Below are 23,082 nucleotides of genomic sequence, written 5' to 3' on the forward strand. Positions count from 1 at the left end.
TCCGGGGGCCGTCCGGTGATAGTCACCGGGTGACCACAGCCGCCGACCGCTCCCGCCGCCCGCGCCGACCCGCGTGGGCGGGCCGCAACTACAGCCTGCTGACCGCCGCCGCGTTCCTCACCAACGGCGGCAGCCAGGCCGCGCTGATCGCCTCGGCGTTCGCGGTGCTGGAGGCCGGCGGCGACAGCGGCGACGTCGGCCTGGTGGCCGCGGCCCGCACCCTGCCGCTGGTGCTGTTCCTGCTGATCGGCGGCGCTGTCGCGGACCGGCTGCCCCGGCACCGGGTGATGGTCGCGGCCAATGCGCTGAACTGCGTCTCCCAGGGCGTGTTCGCCGTGCTGGTGCTGGCCGGGGAGCCCCGGCTGTGGCAGATGATGCTGCTGACCGCGCTCGGCGGCACCGCTCAGGCGTTCTTCGCCCCGGCCTCCGAGGGCATGCTGCTGTCCTCCGTCCACGGCGAGCAGGCCGGCCGTGCCTTCGCCGTGTTCCGGATGGCGATGCAGGGCGCGGCGCTCGGCGGCGCGGCCGTGGGCGGTGCCCTGGTGGCGGTGGTCGGCCCCGGCTGGGTGCTGGCCGCCGACGCGGCCGCGTTCGCGGTGGCCGGCGCCCTGCGTGCCCTCCTCGACGTCCGCCACATCCCGCCCCGCGCTGCCGGCGGCGGGATGCTCGCCGACCTCAAGGAGGGCTGGCGGGAGTTCACCGGCCGGCCCTGGCTGTGGGGCATCGTCGCCCAGTTCGCCGTCGCCAACGCGGTGATCGGCGCCGCCGACGCCGTGTACGGCCCGCTCGTCGCCCGCGACCGTCTGGGCGGCGCCGGTCCGTGGGGGCTGGCGCTGGCGTTCTTCGGCGCGGGCACCGTCGCCGGTGCCCTGCTGATGACGCGGTGGAAGCCGCGCCGACTGCTGCTCGCGGGCACGCTGTGCGTGTTCCCGATGGCGCTGCCGTCGGCCGCGCTCGCGGTGCCCGTCCCGGCGAGCGCGCTGTGCGCGGTGATGTTCCTCGCGGGCGCGACGGTGGAGGTGTTCGGCGTCTCCTGGATGACCGCCCTGCATCAGGAGATCCCCGAGGAGAAACTGTCCCGGGTCTCCGCGTACGACTGGTTCGGCTCGGTCGCGCTGACGCCGGTGGCGACCGCGCTGGCCGGCCCCGCCGAGTCCGCCGTCGGCCGCACGAACGCGCTGTGGGGATGCGCGGCGCTCGTCGTGGCGGTCACCGCGCTCGTGCTGTGCGTGCCGGACGTACGGCGTCTGCGGCGCCGTACGACGACCGTGGCGAAGGGCGCCGTGGAGTCAGCCGATGCCGAAAGCGCCGTCGGGGGGCTCGGGTGACGGTACGGCGTCCGCGTCACCGACGGGACGCGCGTCGCCGGTGAAGCGGCGCAGCGCCGGGCCGTGTTCGACGCGGGCGGGGAAGGCGTCGGCGGCGGTCAGCCGGGCCAGGTCGGTGATGGCGACGGGCCGGTGGGCGGCGACGAGGAGCGCGTTGCCGAAGCGGCGCCCGCGCAGCACGCCCGGCTCGGCGATCAACGCCAGCTCCTCGAACACCTCGGCGAACGTGGCGAGCTGGGAGCGGAGGAACGCGAACGGCGCCCCGTCGGCCAGGTTCGCCGCATAGACGCCGTCGGCGCGCAGGACCCGGCCGGCCTCGCGTGCGTAGGAGAGCGTGGTCAGGTGGGCGGGCACCCGGGAGCCGCCGAACACATCGGCGACGAGCACATCGGCGGAGTCGTCGGGGGCCGACTCCAGCCAGGCCCTGGCGTCGGCGGCGTGCAGCGCGATGCGGCTGTCCCCGGGCAGCGGCAGATGCTCGGCGACCAGGTCGAGCAGGGCCTTGTCGGCGTCGACGACGTCCTGCCGGGAGCCGGGCCGGGTCGCGGCCACGTACCGGGGCAGGGTGAGCGCTCCGCCGCCGAGGTGCAGTACGTCCAGCGGCCGGCCGGGCGCGGCGACGGTGTCCAGGACGTGCCCGAGCCGGCGGGCGTACTCGAACTCCAGGTGCTGCGGGGCGTCCAGGTCGACGTACGACTGGGGCGCCCCGTCGACGGTCAGCAGCCAGGCCCGTTCCCGGTCGACGTCGGGCATGAGCTTGGCGGTGCCGTGGTCGACGGCTCGGGTGACGGGGATCGGCTCGTTCACCGTCCCATTGTGCCGGGCGGGCCGGCCCCGGGTGCGGGCGCGGCACCGGGGCGAGCGGACGGGCTTCCGGTCCGGGTGCGAGCCCGGCGATGAGCGCTCGCCCCCCGGTCCGGGCGTGGGCCGAGGGCTGAGCGCTCGACCCCCGGTCCGGGCGTGGGCCGAGGACTGAGCGCTCGCCCCCCCGGTCCGGGCGTGGGCCGAGGGTTGAGCGGGGCGGCCCCCGGTCCGCGTCGTCCGGGCCGGGGGGCCGCCCGCTGTTTCACAGCACGGCGGTGACGGTGCCCGCGCCGACGGTGCGTCCGCCCTCGCGGACGGCGAAGCCGAGGCCGGGCTCCAGCGGCACGTCCCGGCCGAGTTCGACGGTGACGGTCACCGTCTCGCCGGGCCGGGCCACGGCCGTCTCGCCGAGGTCGATGTCGCCGACGACGTCCGCGGTGCGGATGTAGAACTGCGGCCGGTATCCGGAGGAGACGGGCGTCGTGCGTCCGCCCTCACGCGCGGACAGCACGTACACCTGGGCGGTGAACCGCCGGGCGGGCGTGACGCTGCCGGGCGCAGCGACGATGCGCCCCCGGCGGACCGCGTCACGGGCGACGCCGCGCAGCAGCAGTGCCACGTTGTCGCCGGCCTGCGCCTCCTCCATCGGCTTGCCGAAGGTCTCCAGGCCGGTGACGACGGTGTCGAGGCCGGCGCCGAGCACCTCGACGCGGTCGCCGACGCGCACGGTGCCGCGCTCCACGGCGCCGGTGACGACGGTGCCGCGTCCGGTGATGGTGAGGACGTTCTCCACCGGCAGCAGGAACGGCGCGTCCAGATACCGCTCCGGCACCGGCACACAGGTGTCGACCGCGTCGAGCAGCGCCTCGATCGACGCCGTCCAGCGCGGGTCGCCCTCCAGCGCCCTCAGCCCGGAGACCCGGACGACGGGCGCGCTGTCGCCGCCGTAGCCGTGCGCGGTGAGCAGTTCGCGGACCTCCAGCTCGACCAGGTCGGTCAGCTCCTCGTCGCCGGCGTCGGCCTTGTTGAGCGCCACCACGATGTGGTCGACGCCCACCTGCCGGGCGAGCAGTACGTGCTCGGCGGTCTGCGGCATGATCCCGTCGAGCGCGGAGACGACGAGGATCGCGCCGTCGAGCTGGGCGGCGCCGGTCACCATGTTCTTGATGTAGTCGGCGTGGCCGGGCATGTCGACGTGCGCGTAGTGCCGGGTGTCGGTCTCGTACTCGACGTGCGCGATGTTGATGGTGATGCCGCGGGCGGCCTCCTCCGGGGCGCGGTCGATGCGGTCGAACGGCACGAAGGTGCCGGTGCCGCGCTCGGCGAGGACCTTGGTGATGGCGGCGGTCAGGGTCGTCTTGCCGTGGTCGACGTGACCCATGGTGCCGATGTTCAGATGCGGTTTGGTGCGTACGTAAGCCGTCTTGGCCATGGCTGTACCTCGATGCGTCGAAGCCTGGAGAAAGTGGGACCCCGAGGAACCGCCGACCCTCCCCCTGCGGGGTCCGCGGACGATCCGGGGAGGGTCAGCTTCGGGCGCCGTCGACGGCGGCCAGGACGGTGGGAACGGCAGCCTTCGGGGCATCCGCGGCTGCGGATGCTGCGAGAAGGAAGGCGTACCGGAACATGCGTCGATCTTCGCCGACGGCACGGTTCGGTGTCGAACGGTTTTTCCGCCCCGCTTCCGGGCTGGTTGACGGGGTGTCAGTCCCCGATGTTCTTCAGCGCTTCCCGGACGGTGAGCGGCGCGAAGCGGCTCCGCTCGGCGTCGACGAAGGCCCGTACGGCGTGCGGGTCGGTCTTGGCGTACTCGCGCAGGGCCCAGCCGATGGCCTTGCGGACGAAGAAGTCGGGGTGCGCGGACCGGCGCCGACAGTACTCGAACAGCCGCTCGGTGTCGGTGTGCTCCTTGTACCGGAGCTGGTGCAGCAGCGCGGCGCGCACCAGCCACAGGTCGTCGCCGGCGATCCATGCGTCCATGACGGCGGTGAGCGCGGGGTCGGCGGCGACGAGCGGCCCGACGACATGGGCGGCGAGCAGATCGACGGTGTCCCACCAGGGCACGGTCGTGAGCAGGTGCCGCACCACCGGCAGGAACGCTGACGTGCAGCGCGACGCGTGACGGCGCAGGAAGTCGACGGCGAAGTAGTGGTACTCGCGTTCGGGCAGCGCCCAGCAGCGCAGTGCGATCGCCGTGAGGTCGGTCTCGTCGGGGCGGGGCGTGCCGGCGAGGACGGTGCGGGACAGGGCGCGGCGTTCGGGGGTGGGGATGCCGAGGAAGGGCGAGACGTCCTTCATGTAGGCGCGCATGGCCGCGGCGCGCTCCGGGTCGCCGGCCGGGCCGTACACCGATGTCAGGCGGGTGATCACGAGATCGGCGAGCGTGCTCGGCGGCACGGTGAGGGGGCCCCGGTCGGTGACGGTCATGGGCGGTAGATTACGGCGGCCTCCCGGCGTCGGGCCGCTGTTCGCGGGTCCGGGCGGCCGGGTCGTGCGAGACTGGGCGCTCGTACGGCCGTTTTCCAGGGGGTCATGTGCTCGATGCCACCACCCGCTCCGGGGGCACCGCCACGGCCCCGCCCCGGGCCGCCGCGGCGGAGGCCGCTGTCCCGGCGTTGTCGCGTGCCGGTGCGTTCCTCGTGCGAGCGCTGCTGTCGCCCTGGTCGCGTTTCTCCCTGCTGGTCGGGCTGCTCGCTTCGGCCGCGACGGCGGTGTTGCTGTTCGAGCCGCAGCGGCTGCTGACGGAGGGCTGGCCGCCGCATCTGGGCGGGGCCGCGGCGGCGCTGGTGTTCGCGGTGGCGTACGGGCTGTGCACGGTGGCGTTCGTGCCGCGCCCGCTGCTGAACCTGGCGGCGGGGGCGCTGTTCGGCTCGCAGGCGGGGCTCGGATGGGCGCTGGCCGGGACGGTGCTGGGGGCGGGGCTGGCGTTCGGGCTGGGGCGGCTGCTCGGACAGGACGCATTGCGTCCGCTGCTGCGGGGGCGCTGGCTGAGGGCTGCGGACGGGCAGCTGAGCCGGCACGGCTTCCGGTCGATGCTGGCGGTGCGGCTGTTCCCGGGAGTGCCGTTCTGGGCGGCGAACTACTGTGCCGCCGTCTCGCGCATGGGCTGGGTGCCGTTCCTGCTCGCGACGGCGCTCGGGTCCGTCCCGAACACCGCCGCGTACGTGGTGGCCGGCGCCCGCGCCTCGGCGCCGACGTCGCCCGCCTTCCTGATCGCGCTGGCCTGTATCGCCGTACCGGCGCTGGCGGGTGTCGTGGTGGCCTGGCGCAAGCGCCACCGGCTGCGGGGGCGGTGAGCCGGGGCGGTCAGACCGCTTCGAGGATCATCGCGTTGGCGAGACCGCCGGCCTCGCACATCGTCTGCAGGCCCCAGCGGGCGCCGCGGGCGCGCATCGCGTGGACGAGGGTGGTGGTCAGACGGGTGCCGCTGGCGCCCAGCGGATGGCCGAGCGCGATGGCACCGCCGTGCACATTGACCTTGCCGAGGTCGGCGCCCGTCTCCTGCTGCCATGCGAGCACGACGCTCGCGAAGGCCTCGTTGACCTCGAACAGGTCGATGTCGTCGATGCCCAGTCCGGCCCTGCGCAGGACCTTCTCGGTCGCCGGGATCACTCCGGTGAGCATCAGCAGCGGGTCGGAGCCGGTGACGGCGAAGCTGTGCAGCCGGGCGAGGGGGCGCAGTCCGAGCCGGTCGGCGGTATCGCTGGAGGTGATCAGCACGGCGGAGGCGCCGTCGTTGATCGGGCTGGCGTTGCCGGCGGTGATGTTCCACTCGATCTGCGGGAAGCGCTCGGCGAAGCCCGGGTCGTGGTAGGCGGGGCGGAGAGAGGCGAGGATCTCGGGGGTGCTGTCGGGGCGTACGCACTCGTCGCGGGCGACACCGTCCAGCGGGGCCACCTCGGCGTCGAACAGGCCCTGCTCCCAGGCCGCGGCGGCCTTGCGGTGGGAGGAGACGGCGAAGGCGTCCATCCGCTCCCGGCTCAGCGACCACTTGGCGGCGATCAGTTCGGCGCTGATGCCCTGCGGCACCAGGCCGTCGGGGTAGCGGGCGGCGACGCCGGGGCCGAACGGGTCGGCGCCGGGCGGCACGTTGGACCACATCGGGACTCGGCTCATGGACTCCACCCCGCAGGCGACGACCAGGTCGTAGGCGCCGGACATGACGCCCTGCGCGGCGAAGTGGACGGCCTGCTGGGAGGAGCCGCACTGGCGGTCCACGGTGGTCGCGGGCACCGACTCGGGGAACCCGGCCGACAGCACGGCGTACCGGGTGGTGTTCATGGCCTGCTCGCCGACCTGGTCGACGGTGCCGCCGATGACGTCGTCGACGAGCGCGGGGTCCACGCCGGAGCGCTCGACGAGGGTGCGCAGGGTGTGGGCGAGGAGTTCGACGGGGTGGACGTGGGCGAGGGAGCCGTTCGGCTTGCCCTTGCCGATGGGGGTGCGTACGGCTTCGACGACGACTGCGTCACGCATGGGCGGGCCTCCTTGGCCGCGAGGAGCCGGCTGGGCCGGGCGATTACCAGTGAGTAGGAAATCTGGACTCACCATAGCGCCGTGAGTTGGAAATTCAAACCCTCTTCTAGACTGGGCGCATGGCCGCTCCCAAGGACCCCCGCCCCTGCTCGATCGCCGACGCCCTGGCGCTGGTCGGCGAGAAGTACTCCCTGCTCGTGCTGCGCGAGGTCTGCCTGGGCAACGGCCGCTTCGACCAGCTGGTGCGCAACATCGGCGCCCCGCGCGACGTCCTGGCGGCACGGCTGCGCCGGCTCGTGGACGGGGGGATCCTCACCAAGCGCGTCTACAGCGAACGCCCGCAGCGCTTCGAGTACCGGCCGACGCCGGCGGGCCTGGAACTGGAGCCGCTGCTGATGCTGCTCAAGGAGTGGGGAGACCGGCATCTGCGGGCCGACGACGATAGGCCCATGGTGGTGGAACACATCTGCGGGAACGAACTGGTCCCGGTCGTCACCTGCGCGGCCTGCGGCGACGAGGTACGGCACGAGGACCTGACGGCCCACCCGCAGGCCCCCGGCTGGACCCTGTCGGGGCCGGCGGCGGCCTGAACGACAAGGCCGGCGAGCACCCCCCGGGGGGCGCGACCGCAGGCGATCCCCGGCACCCGCCCGGTGCGACCGCGACGGCGGGCCGGTCCTGGCCCCGAAAAGCCCCTGGGGCAGGCCCGTGACCTTGCCGCGCTACGCTGCCCTCGACATTCGTGATCACCACGCGTGGCGGCTCGGCGCGCCCGCGCACCCCTCCCCGATCGGCACTTGGACCCCTACCTTCATGTCTTGGTTTGAATCCCTCGTCCTCGGACTCGTCCAGGGGCTGACCGAGTTCCTTCCCGTCTCCTCCAGCGCGCACCTGCGGCTGACCGCCGCGTTCTCCGGCTGGGAGGACCCGGGCGCCGCCTTCACGGCGATCACCCAGATCGGCACGGAGGCGGCGGTGCTGATCTACTTCCGCAAGGACATCGGCCGGATCGTCGCGGCATGGTTCCGGTCGTTGTTCAGCAAGGCCGCCCGGCAGGACCACGACGCGCGGATGGGCTGGCTGGTGATCGTCGGCTCGATCCCGATCGGCGTGCTCGGCCTGACGCTCAAGGACCAGATCGAGGGGCCGTTCCGCGATCTGCGGGTCACGGCGACGATGCTGATCGTCGTCGGCATCGTGATCGGCGTCGCGGACCGGCTCGCGGCCCGCGACGAGAACGGCGGCCGGCACCGCGCGCCGAAGCAGCGCAAGACGCTGGAGAACCTGGGCGTGCGGGACGGCCTCGTCTTCGGCCTGTGCCAGGCCTGCGCGCTCATCCCGGGCGTGTCCCGCTCCGGCGCCACCATCAGCGGCGGCCTCTTCATGGGCTACAAGCGTGAGGCGGCGGCCCGCTACTCCTTCCTGCTCGCCGTCCCCGCCGTGCTGGCCTCCGGACTGTTCGAGGTGAAGGACGCGGTGGGCAGCGGCCATGTGGCGTGGGGTCCGACACTGTTCGCCACGGCGATCGCGTTCGCGTCCGGATATGCCGTGATCGCATGGTTCATGAAATTCATCTCGACCAAGAGTTTCATGCCGTTCGTCTGGTACCGGATCGCCCTCGGTGTCGTCATCATCGCCCTGGTCGTGGCGGGCGTGCTGAGCCCGCACGCGGCGGAGTCGGCGAGCTGACCGAGCCCGGCCGGGCATCGGCGGGCGCGGTCGTCCATCGCCGGGCCCGGACGGGCGTCGCCGTCCCGGCCCGGCATCCCCGCGCGCGACCGGACAGAGCCGTGCGACCGTGACCGACTCCATACGGTCCGCGTAGCCGTCCGGTAGCGCAGTGTCAGTTCTTGCCCCTAGGCTTGTCCGCATGTCCCCCGATTCCATGCCCTCTGGTTCCGTGCGCTCTGCCGCCGAACTCAACGAGCGCATAAGGGCGTTGTGGCTGCGCACGGGCGGCCGGCTGACGGACCGGGAGCGGGAGCAGTACGAGGCGCTGGTGGTGGAGTGGGCCGAGGCCGTGCGCGGCGGCGTCGTCGAGGCCGCCTGAGGCGGACCGTACGCGACGGCGGTCCCGGACCGCCCGACCACCCGCGCCGCCCGCCCCGAGACCACCTCACGGGAGCCGCGCGGCACGCCGCCCGCCTCACCGCCCTCCGGCCACCCGCAGCACCGCCCCCGTCGCGTACGACGCCTCCGGCGACATCAGCCAGGCGACCGCCGCCGCGATCTCCTCGGGGCGCGCCGGACGCCCCAGCGGGACCTCCGCCCCCATACGTCGGGCTCGGTCAGGATCGCCCATCGCCGCGTGCATCTCCGTGTCGACCACGCCGGGCGCGACCGCGTTGACGCGGACACCGTCCCGGCCCAGCTCCTTGCCCAGGCCCACCGTGAGCGCGTCCACCGCGGCCTTCGTGGCGGCGTAGTGGACGTACTCCCCGGGGCTGCCGAGCGTGGCCGCGCCCGAGGAGATGTTCACGATCACGCCGCTCCCCCGCGCGGTCATCAGCTGGGCCGCGCGGCGCGCGCACAGCAGCGTCCCCGTCAGGTTGACGTCCACGACACGGCGCAGGACATCGGTGTCGGTGTCGGTGAGGCGTCCCAGCGGGCCGCTCACCGCCGCGTTGTTCACCAGCCCGGTGACCGGCCCGAGTTCTCGCTCGGCCGTCTCGAAGAGCCGCTCCACCTCCGCCTCCACGGAGGTGTCGGCCCGCACGGTCACGGCACGCGCTCCGACTCGCCGCACATCGGCGGCCACCTCGTCGGCGGCGCCGGCGTCACGGACGTACCCCACGACCACGTCGTGCCCGTCCTCGGCGAGCCGCCGGCAGACCGCCGCACCGATGCCCCGGCTGCCGCCGGTGACGACCGTGACCAGACGTTTCATGACTGCTCCAGACTCCAGAATGATCGATCATCGATCACTCTAGGCGGCGGGAAGGTGCACCGGCATCCCCTCCGGCAGCGGATACGGCCGCTCGCCGGGCAGCAGCCTGCGCGCGCCGTCGAGATCGCCGGCCTGCACCAGCCCGTGGATCTCCCTGGCCAGCGGGGTGACGTCCTCGATCCCGACGATCCACTCGTCGGCGTACCGGCCCGCCGCCTCCCCGGACAGGCCGAGCTGGAGGGAGCGGTACGGCAGCGGGTTCAGGCGCAGATCCCGCTCGGGGTCCCACTGGACCCGCGTCGGCGCCTGCCGCAGCTGCCGCTTCCAGGTGTCCTGGTCGCCGTGCAGGTCGGGGACGTAGTGCGACAGGCAGGAGCGGCGCAGTGCCCACTCGAAACCGTCCCTGGTGATCTCGACCGCCAGGACCGTCTCCTGGTTCTCCTTGGTGGCCCAGCCGCAGCGGTACATCATCCACAGGAAGGACGGCTTGACCCAGGTCGTGCGGTCCCGCTTCCAGGACGCCGGGAAGCGTCCGTGACGGGCGGCGGCCCGGCCGATGCCGGGTCGGTAGGCCTGATGGACGATGATCGTGTTCTCCGTGTACCGGGCCCGGACACGGAACCGGGGCTCGTCCCCGGCCTCGTCGAATCTCTCTTCGTTCACGGGCTCCAGCCTCGTCCACGGCCGGCCGCCCGGCCACCGGATATCGGCGGGACGGACAGAGCCACGGCCGAAGTCACGGCGCGCGGCGCCCCGCTGACGGCCCGGCAGACGCCGCCCGCCGCTCCCGAAGGGCCGGCTGCCCGAGACGGCCTGGGGCAGTTGCGGCCCGGCACCTCGCACAACGACCGCCCCCGCGCCCGCGACGTGCCCCCACGCCCCTGTCCGAGAGCGCGTTCCGCGCGCGACACTGGACTCCCACGGGGTAGGGAGGCGCCGTATGAGGACCTTCGAGGAACGGCTCGCCTCCCCCTGGCTCCGCGGCCCGCTCGCCGCCCTGGCCGGAGCCCTGCCCGTGCTCGCCTTCCCGGCGCCGTCCTGGTGGTGGTTCGCGTACGTCGCCGTCGTGCCGTGGCTCCTGCTGGCGCGGGCCGCGCCGACCCCCCGCAGGGCGGCGTACGACGGCTGGTGCGGCGGCTTCGGGTTCATGCTGGCGATGCACCACTGGCTGCTGCCGAGCCTGCACGTGTTCACGGTCGTCATCGCGAGCCTGCTGGGCGCGTTGTGGGCGCCTTGGGCGTGGCTGGTGCGCCGCTTCCTGGCGGGCGTGCCGACCCGCGGCCGGGTGGTCGCGGCGCTGCTCGTGCTGCCGTCGGCCTGGCTGTGCGTGGAACTTGTGCGGTCCTGGCAGGGGTTGGGCGGGCCCTGGGGCATGCTCGGCGCCAGCCAGTGGCAGGTCGCTCCGGCCCTGCGGCTGGCCTCGGTCGGCGGGGTGTGGCTGCTGAGCTTTCTGCTCGTCGCGGTCAATGTGGCCGTCGCGGTGCTCGTCGCGGTGCGCCGGGCGAGGGTGCCGGCGCTGGCCGCGCTGCTCGCCACGGCCGCGGCCGGCTCGGCGGCCTGGGTGTGGTCACCGCGGCCCGACGCCGACGGCACGGCCCGGGTCGCCGTCGTCCAGCCGGGCCTCGTCGACGGCACCGACAGTGGTGAGAGGCGCTTCGACCGCGAGGAGCGGCTCACCCGAGAGCTGGCCGGGCAGGGCGTCGATCTGATCGTGTGGGGCGAGTCCAGCGTCGGTTCCGACCTGGCCGAGCGGCCCGACCTGGCCCGCCGGACAGCCGCCCTGTCCCGGGCGACGGGCGCGGACATTCTGGTCAACGTGGACGCGCGGCGTTCCGACCGGCCCGGCATCTACAAGAGTTCGGTGCTGGTCGGCGCGGACGGGCCGACCGGTGACCGCTACGACAAGATGCGGCTCGTCCCCTTCGGCGAGTACGTCCCGGCCCGCTCCCTGCTCGGCTGGGCCACCTCCGTGGGCAAGGCGGCCGGGGAGGACCGCAGGCGCGGCACCGGGCAGGTGCTGATGAACGCCGGGCACGGGCTGCGTGTCGGCCCGCTGGTGTGCTTCGAGACGGCGTTCCCCGACATGACCCGGCGGCTCGCCGGGGACGGCGCCGATCTGCTGGTCGGGCAGTCGTCGACGTCCACGTTCCAGAGCAGCTGGGCGCCCGTGCAGCATGCGTCGCTGGCCGCGCTGCGGGCCGCGGAGACCGGCCGTTCCATGGTGCACGCCACCCTCACCGGCGTGTCCGCCGTGTACGGCCCCGCCGGGCAGCGGATCGGGCCTTGGCTGGGCACCGACGCGAGCGCCACGGCGGTGTACGACGTGGAGCTGGCCGACGGTGTCACCCCGTACGTCCGTTTCGGGGACTGGCCGGTGCTCGGCGCGCTGCTGGTGCTGGCGGGGCTGTTCCTGACGGAGGGGGCGCGGGCGTTCAGGCTGCGGCGGGGTTTCGCACCGCACGTACCACCCGCTCGCACAGCTCATGAGTCGCCAGTGCGTCCCGGGCGCTGAGCACCTTGCCCGCGTGCGCGGCGTCGAGGAAGGCGAGCACCGCCTGCTCGATGCCGCGCTGCCGGGCGACCGGCACCCAGTCGCCGCGCCGGCGCACGGTCGGCTGGCCCTTATGGTCGATGGTCTCGGCCAGATTGACGACCTGCCGCTTGGTGTCCTGCCCGGACACCTCCAGGATCTCCTCGCTTGAGCCGCTGAGCCGGTTCATCACACCGAGCGCGGTGAACCCGTCGCCGGCGAGCTGGAGCACCACATGGTGCAGCAGACCGTCACGGACGCGGGCGCGCACGGTGACGTCGTCGATCTGGCCGGGGACGAGGAAGCGGAGAGTGTCGACGACGTGGATGAAGTCGTCGAGGATCATCGTGCGGGGCTCCTCGGGCAGCCCGACACGGTTCTTCTGCATGACGATCAGCTCGCGCGGATGCTCGGCGCACTGCGCGTACCCGGGGGCGTAGCGCCGGTTGAAGCCGACGGCCAGCGACACGTTCCGCTGCTCGGCCAGCTCCACCATCCGCTCGGAGTCGGCGAGTTCGTAGGCGAGCGGCTTGTCGACGTACGTCGGGACACCCGCCTCCAGGAGCCGGGTGACGATCTCCGGGTGGACGGCGGTCGGGGCGTGCACGAACGCGGCGTCGAGACCCTGCGCGAGCAGCGCGTCGAGGTCGGCGTGCCGCTGCCCCGGCGGCAGGTGCAGGCCGTCGGCGACCCGGTTGAGCGTGGCCGGGGTGCGGGTCTGCAGATGCAGCTCCACCTCCGGCAGCGTGCCCAGTACCGGCAGATACGCCTTCTGCGCGATGTCGCCGAGTCCGATGCAGCCGACCTTCACGGGGGCTCCTTCACCTGGGGGTCCGCTTTCTGCCTGCACGGCAGCATACGGCCGCCCGTGCCGGCCGGCCCCGGGACGGTGGTGTGCGACCGCCGGGCCGCCCGGCGTCAGCGGCGTGGTGCGGAATCACCTCTCGCAGGGGACCGATATCACCCGTGTGGGGCATCCTCCGCCTGTCCGCTGTCCGAGTCGGGCGCCGAGCCAGCAGAGTTGCGCGGGTGCATCGAACGACGACCACCGCAACGCTCCTGGTGACCGTGGCCGTCTCGGCCCTCTCCGGCTGTATGACGGTCCAGCGCCCGCCCGCCACGGGCCCGCGCCCGGCGACGCCGGGGGCCTCCGCGTCGGCCCTGCCTCCCGTGCCCCGGCCGGACGGCTCGGCCGAACCGCGGATCGTCCAGGCACCGGCCCGTGAAGCCCTGGAGATGGTCGGCCCGTCCCGCGAGGCCGTGCCGCCCACGGACGACGCGGAACCCCGGCGGAGCAGCGAACCTCGAAGGCGGGCCGCCCGTCGTGCCCGAGGTCGAGGAGTCGGTGCGCGGCACGGTCCACCGGAACACGGACGTGTGCGCTCTGGGCAGGCAGTACGGCGGCTGGCGCGCCGACAGCCCTGAGGCACAGGCGTGCAGGCAGGTCTACGGCCGCTGAGCGCGGGGCGGACCGTGCGGCCGGGGCCGGGTCGGTCGCCCGGCGGAGCGGGCGGACGGACCGAGGGTCGGGGGTCGGGTCGGTCGCGCCGCACGAGGGCGGACCCCCGGGGAGGGCCGGCCCGGTCGCGCCGGGCGGGCGGATCGGCCGAGGGACGCGTCGGTGACGCCGGACACGGGCGGCCCGGCGGGGCGCGGATCGGCGGGGCCGGCTCAGCCGCGCCCGCCGTCCAGCCGTAGCTGCAGCCGCCGGATGGCCGCGCGCACGCCCTCGCCGTAGTTGTCGTCGGCGAGCGCCTCGGCGGCGCCGCGGGCGCGGCGCAGGTGGGTGCGGGCGGCGTCCGGGCGGCCGAGCCGGACGTAGTCGGCGGCCAGGTTGAGATGGAGCGAGGGGTACAGGGCGCGGGCCGCGGGCGCTCCCTCGTGCCGGTCGAGGCGGTCGCCGGTGAGTTCCTCGGCGGCCGTGAGCGCCCGCAGGTCCCAGGCGAGTTCGTCCTCGGGGTCGTCCTGGGTGTCGGCGAGGTAGTGGGCGAGGGTGCAGCGGTGCAGCGGATCGCCGTCGGCACCCAGTTCCGTCCACAGGTCCAGGAAGCGGCGTCGGGCCTCCTCGCGGTCGCCTCCGCGGTGCAGCATGACGACCTGCCCGATCCGTGTCAGCAGGGCGTCCTGCGCCGCCTGCCCCTGTCGCTCCGCCACGGTGTCCCTCCGGGCCGTCGGCAATGATCCGCTTCGACGCTAACCGGCATCACGGACAATCCCGGTCAGGCGCCGCCGGTCGCCCGGAGCGAACGGCCGGCGGTCCTCCCCCGGCGGCCGGCTCCTCAGCCCAGGTCGGGGATGCGCCAGTCGATCGGCTCGTGGCCCTGCCGGGCGATGGCCTCGTTGATCTGGGTGAAGGGGCGGGAGCCGAAGAACTTCTTCGCCGACAGCGGCGACGGGTGCGCGCCCTTGACCACCACGTGCCGGCTCTCGTCGATGAGGGGGAGCTTCTTCTGCGCGTAGTTGCCCCACAGGACGAACACGGCGGGGTCGGGCCGGTCGGCCACCGCGCGGATCACCGCGTCGGTGAACTTCTCCCAGCCCTTCCCCTTGTGCGAGTTGGCCTCACCGGCCCGCACCGTCAGCACCGCGTTGAGTAGGAGCACGCCCTGCCGGGCCCACGGCATGAGGTAGCCGTTGTCCGGGATCGGCGTGCCCAGCTCCTCGTGCATCTCCTTGTAGATGTTGCGCAGCGACGGGGGGATCTTCACTCCGGGGCGGACGGAGAAGCACAGGCCGTGGCCCTGGCCCTCGCCGTGGTACGGGTCCTGGCCGAGGATCAGCACCTTGACCTTGTCGTACGGCGTCGCCTCCAGCGCGGCGAAGACCTCCTCGCGGGGCGGGTAGACGGGACCCTTCGCCCGCTCCTCCTCGACGAACTCGGTCAGCTCCTTGAAGTAGGGCTGCTGCAGCTCGTCACCCAGGACCCCGCGCCAGGGCTCGGGCAGCACGGCGATGTCGGTCACGTCAACGTCCTTATGTCGTACGGTCGCTTGCGGTTCCAGAACCTACAGGCGACCACTGACATCGCGCGCGGGGATCGGCCCCGAAGGGCCCGTCACCAGCTGGTCTTGCGGGACAGCTCCCACATCATCATGATCGTCGACGGGTCCAGGGCGCGTTCGCCGCCGGAGATGTCGTCGCTCGCGGCGATGTACTGCTTGCCCTGCCACAGCGGCAGCAGCCGTACGTCGTCGACGAGGATCTGCTGGGCCTCCTCGAACTCCTTGACCACGTTGCCCCGGTCGCTCTCCCGGCGGGAGCGCGGCAGCAGCACGTTGGTGATCTTGGGCTCGGGGTACGGGGTGCCGAGGGCGTTCTCCTGGCCGACGAACGGCGCGATGAAGTTGTCCGCGTCGGGGAAGTCGGGGAACCAGCCGCGTCCGAAGACCGGGTACTCGCCCTTCTGGTAACCCTCGACGTACGTCTTCCACGGCCGGCTCTTCAGCGTGATCTTGAACAGGCCGGAGGCCTCGAGCTGCCGCTTCAGCTCGGCGAACTCCACGGCGGTCTCGGAGCCGTAGCGGTCGGTGGTGAACCAGAGGGTGAGCGGCACGGTCTCGTTGATGCCGGCCTCGCGGAGGGTCTTGCGGGCCTTCGCGGGGTCCGGGTCGCCGTAGGAGTCGAAGAAGCCCGTGGTGTGGCCGGTCAGGCCCTTGGGGACCATGGAGTACAGCGGGTCCACGGTGTCCTTGTAGACCTTGTGCGCGATGGCCGCGCGGTCGACGACCTGGGCGACGGCCTTGCGGACGGCCGGCTTGTTCGCCCATGGGTCCCTGGGGTTGAACACCAGGTAGTTGATGTCCGTGCCGGTGCCCTCGACAAGCTGGATCTCCTCGCCCGGGTCCTTGTGCTGGAGCGCGACGATGTCGTCGGCGGCGAGACCGCGGTAGGTCAGGTCGATCTCCTTGGAGCGGAGCGCCTTCACCATGGTCTCGGAGTCCTGGAAGTAGCGGATCGTGACCGCGTCGTTGCGCCGCTCGGCGAAGCCCTTGTAGTTGCCGTTCTTGACGAGTTCGGCCTTCTTGCCCTCCTCGTACGCCTGCAGCGCGTACGGCCCGGACCCGGTGACACCGTCGTCCTTGCGCAGGGCGTCGGCGGGGTACTTGTCGGGGTCCACGATCGACATGGCCGGGGTGGCGAGGACGAACGGGAAGGTGGCGTCGGGCTGGTTGAGGTGGAAGACCACCTCGAGGTCGCCGCGCGTCTCCACCGAGTCGAGGCTGCCGAGCAGGCCGGCGGGGCCGCCGGGCGCGTCGATCTTCTTGATCCGGTCGATCGAGTGCTTGACCGCCTTCGCGTCCAGACCGTCACCGTTGGAGAACTTCATCCCCGGCCGCAGCTTGCAGCTGTAGGTGCGGTTGGAGTCGTCGGAGAAGGAGCAGCTCTCCGCGGCGTCCGGCTGGGGCGTCGTCGCCCCGTTCGGATAGGCCAGAAGTGTCTGGTAGATGTTGCGGAAAAGCTCCCACGATCCGTCCCACGACGCGGCCGGATCGAGCGTGCTGGGCGCGCTTGTGGTCCCCACGACGATCGGTCCCGCGTCGGCGGAGTCGTCGTCCGACAGGAGGCCGCACCCGGCCACCAGGGAGGATATGGAAGCGATCGCCGCCAATTGCCGCAGGCATCGGTTCCGGTTGAACACGCGCACGCTCCTCGATCTGCCATACCAAGGGTCGGCAGACCATACCGCAGCATCGGGCAGATTGACTCCGCTTCTCAGGCTGCGATTGAACATCTTGTTGATGACTACAGGGTTGACGACGTTGTCGGGAAGGGGTCGGGGGCTTTCCGACTGGACACGGGCGCCGCTCCTGTCGAGGAGCGGCGCCCGTGCGAGACGGCGCGGGGCCGGTGCGGTACGGCGTTCCCGAGCCCCGTCGGACCGTGTCGTCAACACAGAAATCAGGCCAACCGGGACCGAGGGTTCCAACCGTGCCGGGGCGGGGCGATCAGGCCACGCCGGCGTTGAGGAAGATGCCGCCGTCGACGACGAGCGTCTGCCCGGTGATCCAGTCGGACTGGTCCGAGGTGAGGAACGCGGCGGCGCCGCCGATGTCGGAGGGCACGCCGAGCCGCTTGAGCGGGTACGCCGCGGCGGCCTCCTCCTCCCGGCCCTCGTAGAGGGCCTGCGCGAACTTGGTCTTCACCACGGCCGGGGCGATGGCGTTGACCCGTACCCTCGGCGCGTACTCGTGGGCGAGCTGTACGGTCAGGTTGATCATCGCGGCCTTGCTGATGCCGTACGCGCCGATGAACGGCGACGGGGCGAGGCCCGCGACGGAGGCGATGTTGACGATCGCGCCGCCGTTGTCCTTCTGCCAGGCGTGCCAGGTGAGCTGGGCGAAGCCGAGCGCCGAGATCACGTTGGTCTCGAAGACCTTGCGGGCCACGTTCAGGTCGAGGTCGGCGATCGGCCCGAACACCGGGTTGGTCCCGGCGTTGTTGACCAGGTAGTCGATGCGCCCGAAGGCCTCCATCGTCCGCTCGACGGCCTCGGCCCGGTGGGCGTCGTCGTGGGCCTTGCCCGCGACGGTGAGGACCCGATCGGCGCCGAGCCTCTCGGCGGCCTCCTTGAGGGCGTCCTCGCCCCGGCCTGTGATGCAGACCCGGTCGCCGCGGGCGACGAGCGCCTCGGCGATGCCGTAGCCGATGCCGCGGCTGGCGCCGGTGATGAGGGCGACCTTGCCCGAGAGCGGGGGGAGTTCCGTGGAAGTCATGTGCTTTCGTCCCTTAGTCGAGGGGGCCGCCGGCCACGTACAGGACCTGGCCGGAGACGAAACCGGCCGCTTCGCCGGTGAAGAAGGCGACGGCGTTGGCGATGTCCTCGGGCTCGCCGACGCGCTGGACGGGGATCTGCGTGGCGGCGGCGGCCTTGAAGTCGTCGAAGCCCATGCCGACGCGCTCGGCGGTGGCCTTGGTCATCTCGGTGGCGATGAAGCCGGGGGCGACGGCGTTGGCGGTGATGCCGAACTTGCCCAGCTCGATGGCGAGGGTCTTGGTGAAGCCCTGCAGACCGGCCTTGGCGGCGGAGTAGTTGGCCTGGCCGCGGTTGCCGAGCGCGGAGGACGACGACAGGTTCACGATCCGGCCGAACTTGGCGTCCACCATGTGCTTCTGGCAGGCGCGGGTCATCAGGAAGGAGCCGCGCAGATGCACGTTCATGACGGTGTCCCAGTCGGAGGCACTCATCTTGAACAGCAGGTTGTCGCGGAGCACGCCCGCGTTGTTGACGAGGATCGTCGGCGCGCCGAGTTCCTCGACGATGCGCGCGACGGCGGCCTCGACCTGTGCCTCGTCGGAGACGTCGGCGCCGACGGCGACGGCCCGGCCGCCCGCGGCGGTGATCTTCTCGACGGTGTCCTTGCAGGCCGCCTCGTCGAGGTCGATCACCGCGACCGCGCGGCCCTCGGCGGCCAGTCGGACGGCGGTGGCGGCGCCGATGCCGCGCGCCCCACCGGTGACTACGGCGACCCGCTGCTCAGTGGTGGACATGGCTGATGTTCTCCTCGCCCTTGAGAATGTGCGCCCGTTGGTGAGCGACCGCTTAGTACCTTCGGCAGACGTGACGCTAGAAGCCCTGGCACCCGGTGTCAACGGCGCACGGACCCTCTGTGATCCATTACCTGCGGCGCGGCGCGGTCCGCCACTCGTACGGCCCATACCCGCGCGCCGCCGCGGTGCCCCGCTCCTAGCGTCGGAAGCCGGGCACACCGTGCCCGGGAAGGAGGCGTTCCATGCGCCACCGCACTGGAGTCGCCGGCGCACTGGCCGCGGCAGCCGCACTCGTCGCCCTGTCGCAGCCGGCCCATGCCCAGGACGTGGACTGCGACAGCTTCTCCTACCAGGAGGACGCCCAGGCCGTCTTCCGCGGCACCACGGGCGATCCGTACCGGCTGGACGCGGACGGGGACGGCGTGGCCTGCGAGGCGCTCCCCCGCCGCGGCCTCACCTCGTCGACGACCGCCCCCACGCGGCCCCCGACGGTCACACCCACACCCGTCACCCCGGCAACCCCCACCCGACCGGCGCCCGTGGCCCCCACACGGGGTGTGCAGGGCGGTCTCGGCGGCACGTCCGCGACCGGGCCCACCGCCTGGGACGTCGCGATCGGCGCCGGATGCGTCACGGCCGCCGCGCTGGCGGGCGGGTACGCGGTACGCCGCCGGGCGCGGGGCCACTGAGGATCCGGCGGGCGGTACGGCGGGCAGGAGCCGCCGGGCGGAGGTCACCCGGAACGGCCGTTTCCCGGAGGGGGGGGGACGCCCCTCAGCGCACCAGCAGATCCAGGAGCCGTTCCGTCTCGGCCCGGGGGTCGGTCGTCAGCCCGGTGTGGACGGGGCCCGGCTGGACCATCGCCGAGCGGGGCGCGACCAGCCAGCGGAAGCGGCGGCCGGGATCGTCGCCCTCGGCCTGCCCGGCGTCCGAGCCCCCGGCGCACACCTGCTCCACGGCCCGCAGCGCGGCCCGGATCCCGGGGACGTCGGCGCTCGGGTCGAGGGCGAGGAGCCGGGCCTCGTCGAGGTGCGTGCGGGCGCCGACGTAGGACCGGGCGCGGCAGTACACCAGCACCCCGGCGTTGACGCACTCGCCGCGCTCCACCCGGGGCACGACCCTGAGCAGCGCGTACTCGTACACGTCCCGGTCGCCGCCCTGCCCGGCCCGGGTGATGTGCCGTGCCGTCATCGCTCCGGCCACGTTGATGCGGTGCTCGCTCACCGGTCGTCCTCCAGTCCCTGGATGCGCTCGTGGACGACGGCCGCGCGGGCCAGCAGCGGGCGGGCGTAGGCCCGGCGCAGGTCGTCCGGGGTGTCGAAGCCGGGTTCGCCGCTCAGCCAGGCATCGGGGATCTCGGCGGTGACCTCCGCGAGCAGTTCCTCGGTGACCAGCGGGGCGAGCGAGGCGGCGGCGCCGGCGATGTCCGGTGCGAACCTCCGCAGGGCGTGATCGGAGGCGTCGTACGGCTTCGCGGCGGTGGTCTCGGCGGCCGGCCAGTGGTGCTGCCAGATCATGGTGGCGCCGTGGTCGATGAGCCACAGATCGCCCCGGTGCACCAGCAGGTTGGGGTTGCGCCAGGACCGGTCGACGTTGCCGACGAGGGCGTCGAACCAGACGATCCGCCCGGCCTCCTCGGGCCCGGCCGGGAAGGCGAGCGGGTCGTAGCCGAGAGCGCCGGAGAGGAAGTCCATGCCCAGGTTGACTCCCCCGCTGGCCTTCAGCAGCTCCTGCACCTCGGGATCGGGTTCGCCGAGACCCAGCACGGGGTCGAGGTCGATCGCCACCAGCCCAGGCACCCGGAAGCCGAGCCGGCGGGCGAGTTCCCCGCTGACGACCTCCGCGATCAGCGTCTTGCGGCCCTGACCCGCGCCGGTGAACTTCATCACGTACATCCCGAAGTCGTCGGCCTCGACGAGCCCCGGCAGCGAGCCGCCCTCACGCAGCGCCGTGATGTAGCGGGTGGCGGTGACTTCCTTGAGCATCGACCAAGGTTACGACGAAGCTGATCGCAGTCGTGTCCGCCGTGTGAACGTCGGTGGCACGTGGCCCGTACCAATAGGCGGCAGATCGCCAACAGCCCCGGGAAGGGACACAGGCACTATGACCAGCGGACCGCTCCAGACCACCTCCGCCTCTTCGGCCTCCTCGGAGCCGAGCCGGCGCACCGTCGTCGCGGCGGTCGGCGCGGTGGGCATCGCCGCCGCGCTCACCGCGTGCGGCTCGGAGAACGACTCGTCGTCCACCTCGCCGAAGCCCGCGGACGGCGGCGCCGACGCGGGAGCCGGTGCCGGCTCGGTACTGGCGAAGACCTCGGACATCCCGGAGGGCGGCGGAAAGATCTTCAAGGACCAGGGTGTGGTGGTGACCCAGCCGTCGGCGGGCACCTTCAAGGCGTTCTCGTCCACCTGCACCCATCAGGGCTGCGCGGTGACCGGAGTCGCGGACGGTGTCATCACCTGTCCGTGCCATCAGAGCGCGTTCTCCGTCACCGACGGCAGCGTCAGGAAGGGACCCGCGACGAAACCGCTGCCGGAGAAGCAGGTCACGGTGAGCGGCGACTCGATCAAGCTGGCGTGAGGCGGCCCACGACGGTACGGGGGAACGGGCCGCGCCGCGACGACACCGTGCGGCGGCACAGGACCGTGTGCTTCCCTGACGCGGTCTCAGGGAAGCGACGGGGAGCGGAAGAGGAGGCCGGATGACCGCGGCACAGCGCCGGGGCCGGAAGATCATGATGACGCCGGGCGAGCTGGACGAGTTCCTCACCGGGCAGCGCACCTGCCGGGTCGCCACGGTCTCGGCGGACGGCGCCCCGCACGTCAGCGCCCTGTGGTTCCTGTGGGACGGCCGGGCGCTGTGGCTGTACTCGGTGGTACGCAGCAGACGGTGGGCCGACCTGCGGCGTGACCCACGGGTCGCGATCGCGGTTGACACCGGCGAGGAGTACGCCGAGCTGCGCGGCGCGGAACTCTCCGGCACCGTCGAGGTGGTCGGCGAGGTGCCGCGTTCCGGCGGCCTGTGCGCCGAACTCGACGCCGTGGAGACGCTGTTCGCGCGCAAGTACTTCGGCCTGGACAGCCTCCCGCACGACGGGCGGCACGCCTGGCTGAGACTGGTCCCCGAGAAGATCGTCTCTTGGGACTTCCGCAAGCTGGGCGCCGCCTGAACGCGGCGCCCGCGGGGGCTCAGCCGGCCGCGTCCCCTCCCACCAGGGCCGCGGCCGACCGCAGTGCCCGGACCGCCGCCCGGATCGACGGGCGGCGGTCGGCGTCGGTGCGCCACACGACGTAGACATGGCGTCGCACCCGCTGCTTCAACGGCACCATGACGACCCCGTCGGGCATCGGACGGCGGCCCAGCAGCGGCGCGATGCAGACGCCGAGGCCGGCCGCGACCAGATTGAGCTGGGTGTGCGTCTCGGCGGCGCGATGGGCGACACGGGGCTCGATGCCCTGGGAGCGCAGAGTGAACATCAGCCACTCGTGGCAGAACTCGCCCTCGCCCCAGGTGATCCACTCGTCCTCGGCGAACTCCGCGAGATCCACCTCCCGCCGCCCCGCGAGCCGGTGACCGACCGGCAGCGCGACATCGGCCGGGTCGTCCAGGACGGACGCCTTGGCCAGGCCGTCGGGGACCGGTATCGGCTTGTTGTACCAATCGAGGACCACGGCGAGATCGAGGTCGCCGCGGACCACCCCGGCGACGCCGCGTTCCGGTTCCAGCTCGCATGAGCGCACGCGCAGCGCGGGATGCTCCGCGCGCAGCCCCGGCAGCGCCAGCGGGAACAGGCCGCGGGCGGCCGTGGGGAACGCCGAGATCCGCAGCTCCCCCGCGACCTGACCGCGCTGCGCCTCCAGATCGGCCTCGGCCAGTTCCACCTGGGACAGGATGCGGGCCGCATGGTCGGACAGCAGCCGGCCGGCGTCGGTGAGGCGCACGCCGCGGCCGTTCTTCGCGAGGAGCTGCTGGCCGACCTCGCGCTCCAGCTTCGACATCTGCTGTGACACGGCCGAGGTGGTGATGTGCAGTGCCGCCGCCGCGCCGCTGACGGAGCCGTGCCGGGCGAGGGCGTCCAGTGTGCGCAGGCGCTCCAGATTCAACACGGGAGCGATTATGCGCAGTTCCCCGCGGCGCGCTTCACCGGCGTCCGGGTGACGCCCTTTGCGCGCAGTGCCCCGCGGCACGCTTCACCGGCGTCCGGGTGACGCCCTTTGCGCGCAGTTCCCCGCGCCCCTTCGTCTGGCGGGGCCATCAGTTCCACCTGCGGGCCGGTGGGGGCGTTCGCGCAGTTCCCCGCGCCCCTTGATGTGGCGGGGCCATCACTTCCACCTGCGGGCCGGTGGGGGGCTTTCGCGCAGTTCCCCGCGCCCCTTCGTCTGGCGGGGCCATCGCTTTCACCTGCGGGCCGGTGGGGGGCATTCGCGCAGTTCCCCGCGCCCCTGTGGTCACCTGCGGGCCGGTGGGGGGCATTCGCGCAGTTCCCCGCGCCCCTGATGCCTGCGGCGGCCCGCTGGTGTGGGTGGGTGGCTGGTGTAGCGCCGGCTGTCCGGTGGGTGGGACGGGGG

Annotated in this window: 25 protein-coding genes; 10 read left to right on the plus strand and 15 right to left on the minus strand. The window is 72.9% G+C overall.

The annotated features are described in order from the left end of the window. Positions 1-29 precede the first annotated feature (29 nt). The gene (locus MTQ10_RS05285; protein ID WP_247462754.1) at positions 30-1,328 is read left to right on the plus strand and encodes an MFS transporter; all 1,299 of its coding nucleotides are present in this window, start codon (positions 30-32) and stop codon (positions 1,326-1,328) included. On the opposite strand, the gene MTQ10_RS05290 is transcribed toward MTQ10_RS05285, so the two are convergent. From MTQ10_RS05290 to MTQ10_RS05300, 3 genes are all read right to left on the minus strand, one after another. Continuing rightward, positions 1,290-2,135: a spermidine synthase gene (locus MTQ10_RS05290; RefSeq protein WP_247462756.1), complete on the minus strand. Its 846-nt coding sequence runs from the start codon at positions 2,133-2,135 to the stop codon at positions 1,290-1,292. The genes MTQ10_RS05285 and MTQ10_RS05290 overlap by 39 nt on opposite strands. A 259-nt stretch (positions 2,136-2,394) precedes the next feature. Next, positions 2,395-3,564 (minus strand): elongation factor Tu, encoded by a 1,170-nt coding sequence (gene tuf / locus MTQ10_RS05295; RefSeq protein ID WP_247462758.1) that lies wholly within the window; start codon positions 3,562-3,564, stop codon positions 2,395-2,397. Positions 3,565-3,836: 272 nt separating this feature from the next. Next, on the minus strand, positions 3,837-4,559 hold the full coding sequence (locus MTQ10_RS05300; RefSeq protein ID WP_247462760.1) for a DNA alkylation repair protein: 723 nt from the start codon (positions 4,557-4,559) through the stop codon (positions 3,837-3,839). Between the two features lie 107 nt (positions 4,560-4,666). Here MTQ10_RS05300 and MTQ10_RS05305 point away from each other — a divergent pair, with 107 nt between their 5' ends. Further along, positions 4,667-5,428: a TVP38/TMEM64 family protein gene (locus tag MTQ10_RS05305; protein ID WP_247462761.1), complete on the plus strand. Its 762-nt coding sequence runs from the start codon at positions 4,667-4,669 to the stop codon at positions 5,426-5,428. A 10-nt stretch (positions 5,429-5,438) separates the two neighbouring features. Here MTQ10_RS05305 and MTQ10_RS05310 read toward each other — a convergent pair whose 3' ends face one another. Beyond that, positions 5,439-6,608: a thiolase family protein gene (locus MTQ10_RS05310; RefSeq protein WP_247462763.1), complete on the minus strand. Its 1,170-nt coding sequence runs from the start codon at positions 6,606-6,608 to the stop codon at positions 5,439-5,441. 119 nt (positions 6,609-6,727) lie between these two features. Between MTQ10_RS05310 and MTQ10_RS05315 the strand changes: the two genes are divergently transcribed. The 3 genes from MTQ10_RS05315 (at position 6,728) to MTQ10_RS05325 (ending at position 8,658) form a co-directional block, all read left to right on the plus strand. After that, complete coding sequence (locus tag MTQ10_RS05315) at positions 6,728-7,198, plus strand: winged helix-turn-helix transcriptional regulator (RefSeq protein WP_247462766.1); 471 nt, start codon at positions 6,728-6,730, stop codon at positions 7,196-7,198. Between the two features lie 223 nt (positions 7,199-7,421). Continuing rightward, positions 7,422-8,297, plus strand: coding sequence for an undecaprenyl-diphosphate phosphatase (locus MTQ10_RS05320; protein WP_247462768.1), 876 nt, complete (start codon positions 7,422-7,424; stop codon positions 8,295-8,297). 181 nt (positions 8,298-8,478) lie between these two features. Continuing rightward, positions 8,479-8,658 (plus strand): hypothetical protein, encoded by a 180-nt coding sequence (locus tag MTQ10_RS05325; RefSeq protein ID WP_247462769.1) that lies wholly within the window; start codon positions 8,479-8,481, stop codon positions 8,656-8,658. Positions 8,659-8,754: 96 nt separating this feature from the next. Here MTQ10_RS05325 and MTQ10_RS05330 read toward each other — a convergent pair whose 3' ends face one another. Then, positions 8,755-9,495, minus strand: a complete 741-nt coding sequence (locus MTQ10_RS05330) for an SDR family NAD(P)-dependent oxidoreductase (protein WP_247462771.1) — start codon at positions 9,493-9,495, stop codon at positions 8,755-8,757. Between the two features lie 39 nt (positions 9,496-9,534). Next, positions 9,535-10,158: a DUF4291 domain-containing protein gene (locus tag MTQ10_RS05335; RefSeq protein WP_247462773.1), complete on the minus strand. Its 624-nt coding sequence runs from the start codon at positions 10,156-10,158 to the stop codon at positions 9,535-9,537. Positions 10,159-10,435: 277 nt separating this feature from the next. Here MTQ10_RS05335 and lnt point away from each other — a divergent pair, with 277 nt between their 5' ends. After that, positions 10,436-12,007 (plus strand): apolipoprotein N-acyltransferase, encoded by a 1,572-nt coding sequence (gene lnt, locus MTQ10_RS05340; protein WP_247462775.1) that lies wholly within the window; start codon positions 10,436-10,438, stop codon positions 12,005-12,007. Here lnt and MTQ10_RS05345 read toward each other — a convergent pair. Next, the gene (locus tag MTQ10_RS05345; protein WP_247462777.1) at positions 11,928-12,836 is read right to left on the minus strand and encodes a Gfo/Idh/MocA family protein; all 909 of its coding nucleotides are present in this window, start codon (positions 12,834-12,836) and stop codon (positions 11,928-11,930) included. The two genes, lnt and MTQ10_RS05345, sit on opposite strands and share 80 nt — an antisense overlap. Positions 12,837-13,349: 513 nt before the next feature. On the opposite strand from MTQ10_RS05345, the gene MTQ10_RS31415 reads away from it, so the two are divergent. Further along, positions 13,350-13,484: a hypothetical protein gene (locus tag MTQ10_RS31415; RefSeq protein ID WP_308404541.1), complete on the plus strand. Its 135-nt coding sequence runs from the start codon at positions 13,350-13,352 to the stop codon at positions 13,482-13,484. 212 nt (positions 13,485-13,696) lie between these two features. Here MTQ10_RS31415 and MTQ10_RS05355 read toward each other — a convergent pair whose 3' ends face one another. The 5 genes from MTQ10_RS05355 to fabG all read right to left on the minus strand — a co-directional run bounded on the left by MTQ10_RS05355 (position 13,697) and on the right by fabG (position 18,514). Beyond that, positions 13,697-14,179, minus strand: coding sequence for a hypothetical protein (locus MTQ10_RS05355; RefSeq protein ID WP_247462779.1), 483 nt, complete (start codon positions 14,177-14,179; stop codon positions 13,697-13,699). A gap of 125 nt (positions 14,180-14,304) precedes the next feature. Beyond that, entirely contained in the window at positions 14,305-14,988 is a 684-nt protein-coding gene (gene ung / locus MTQ10_RS05360) for a uracil-DNA glycosylase (RefSeq protein ID WP_247462782.1), read from the minus strand. A gap of 92 nt (positions 14,989-15,080) precedes the next feature. Further along, complete coding sequence (locus tag MTQ10_RS05365; RefSeq protein WP_247462784.1) at positions 15,081-16,664, minus strand: ABC transporter substrate-binding protein; 1,584 nt, start codon at positions 16,662-16,664, stop codon at positions 15,081-15,083. Positions 16,665-16,971: 307 nt separating this feature from the next. Beyond that, complete coding sequence (locus tag MTQ10_RS05370; protein ID WP_247462786.1) at positions 16,972-17,739, minus strand: SDR family oxidoreductase; 768 nt, start codon at positions 17,737-17,739, stop codon at positions 16,972-16,974. Between the two features lie 13 nt (positions 17,740-17,752). Then, complete coding sequence (gene fabG / locus MTQ10_RS05375; RefSeq protein WP_247462788.1) at positions 17,753-18,514, minus strand: 3-oxoacyl-ACP reductase FabG; 762 nt, start codon at positions 18,512-18,514, stop codon at positions 17,753-17,755. Positions 18,515-18,756: 242 nt separating this feature from the next. Here fabG and MTQ10_RS05380 point away from each other — a divergent pair, with 242 nt between their 5' ends. Beyond that, on the plus strand, positions 18,757-19,203 hold the full coding sequence (locus MTQ10_RS05380; RefSeq protein WP_247462790.1) for an excalibur calcium-binding domain-containing protein: 447 nt from the start codon (positions 18,757-18,759) through the stop codon (positions 19,201-19,203). Positions 19,204-19,288: 85 nt separating this feature from the next. Here the strand turns inward: MTQ10_RS05380 and MTQ10_RS05385 are convergent, their stop codons facing one another. Beyond that, on the minus strand, positions 19,289-19,705 hold the full coding sequence (locus MTQ10_RS05385) for a DUF3037 domain-containing protein (protein ID WP_247462804.1): 417 nt from the start codon (positions 19,703-19,705) through the stop codon (positions 19,289-19,291). A 29-nt stretch (positions 19,706-19,734) separates the two neighbouring features. Continuing rightward, positions 19,735-20,499 (minus strand): HipA family kinase, encoded by a 765-nt coding sequence (locus MTQ10_RS05390; protein WP_247462792.1) that lies wholly within the window; start codon positions 20,497-20,499, stop codon positions 19,735-19,737. Between the two features lie 118 nt (positions 20,500-20,617). On the opposite strand from MTQ10_RS05390, the gene MTQ10_RS05395 reads away from it, so the two are divergent. Next, positions 20,618-21,094, plus strand: a complete 477-nt coding sequence (locus MTQ10_RS05395) for a Rieske (2Fe-2S) protein (RefSeq protein ID WP_247462794.1) — start codon at positions 20,618-20,620, stop codon at positions 21,092-21,094. A 121-nt stretch (positions 21,095-21,215) separates the two neighbouring features. Next, positions 21,216-21,683, plus strand: a complete 468-nt coding sequence (locus tag MTQ10_RS05400) for a pyridoxamine 5'-phosphate oxidase family protein (RefSeq protein WP_247462796.1) — start codon at positions 21,216-21,218, stop codon at positions 21,681-21,683. A gap of 19 nt (positions 21,684-21,702) precedes the next feature. Here the strand turns inward: MTQ10_RS05400 and MTQ10_RS05405 are convergent, their stop codons facing one another. Next, positions 21,703-22,620, minus strand: a complete 918-nt coding sequence (locus MTQ10_RS05405; RefSeq protein ID WP_247462798.1) for a LysR family transcriptional regulator — start codon at positions 22,618-22,620, stop codon at positions 21,703-21,705. Positions 22,621-23,082 lie beyond the last annotated feature (462 nt).

It is taken from the genome of Streptomyces sp. XM83C (genome assembly GCF_023072675.1).
Lineage (GTDB): Bacteria > Actinomycetota > Actinomycetes > Streptomycetales > Streptomycetaceae > Streptomyces > Streptomyces thermocoprophilus.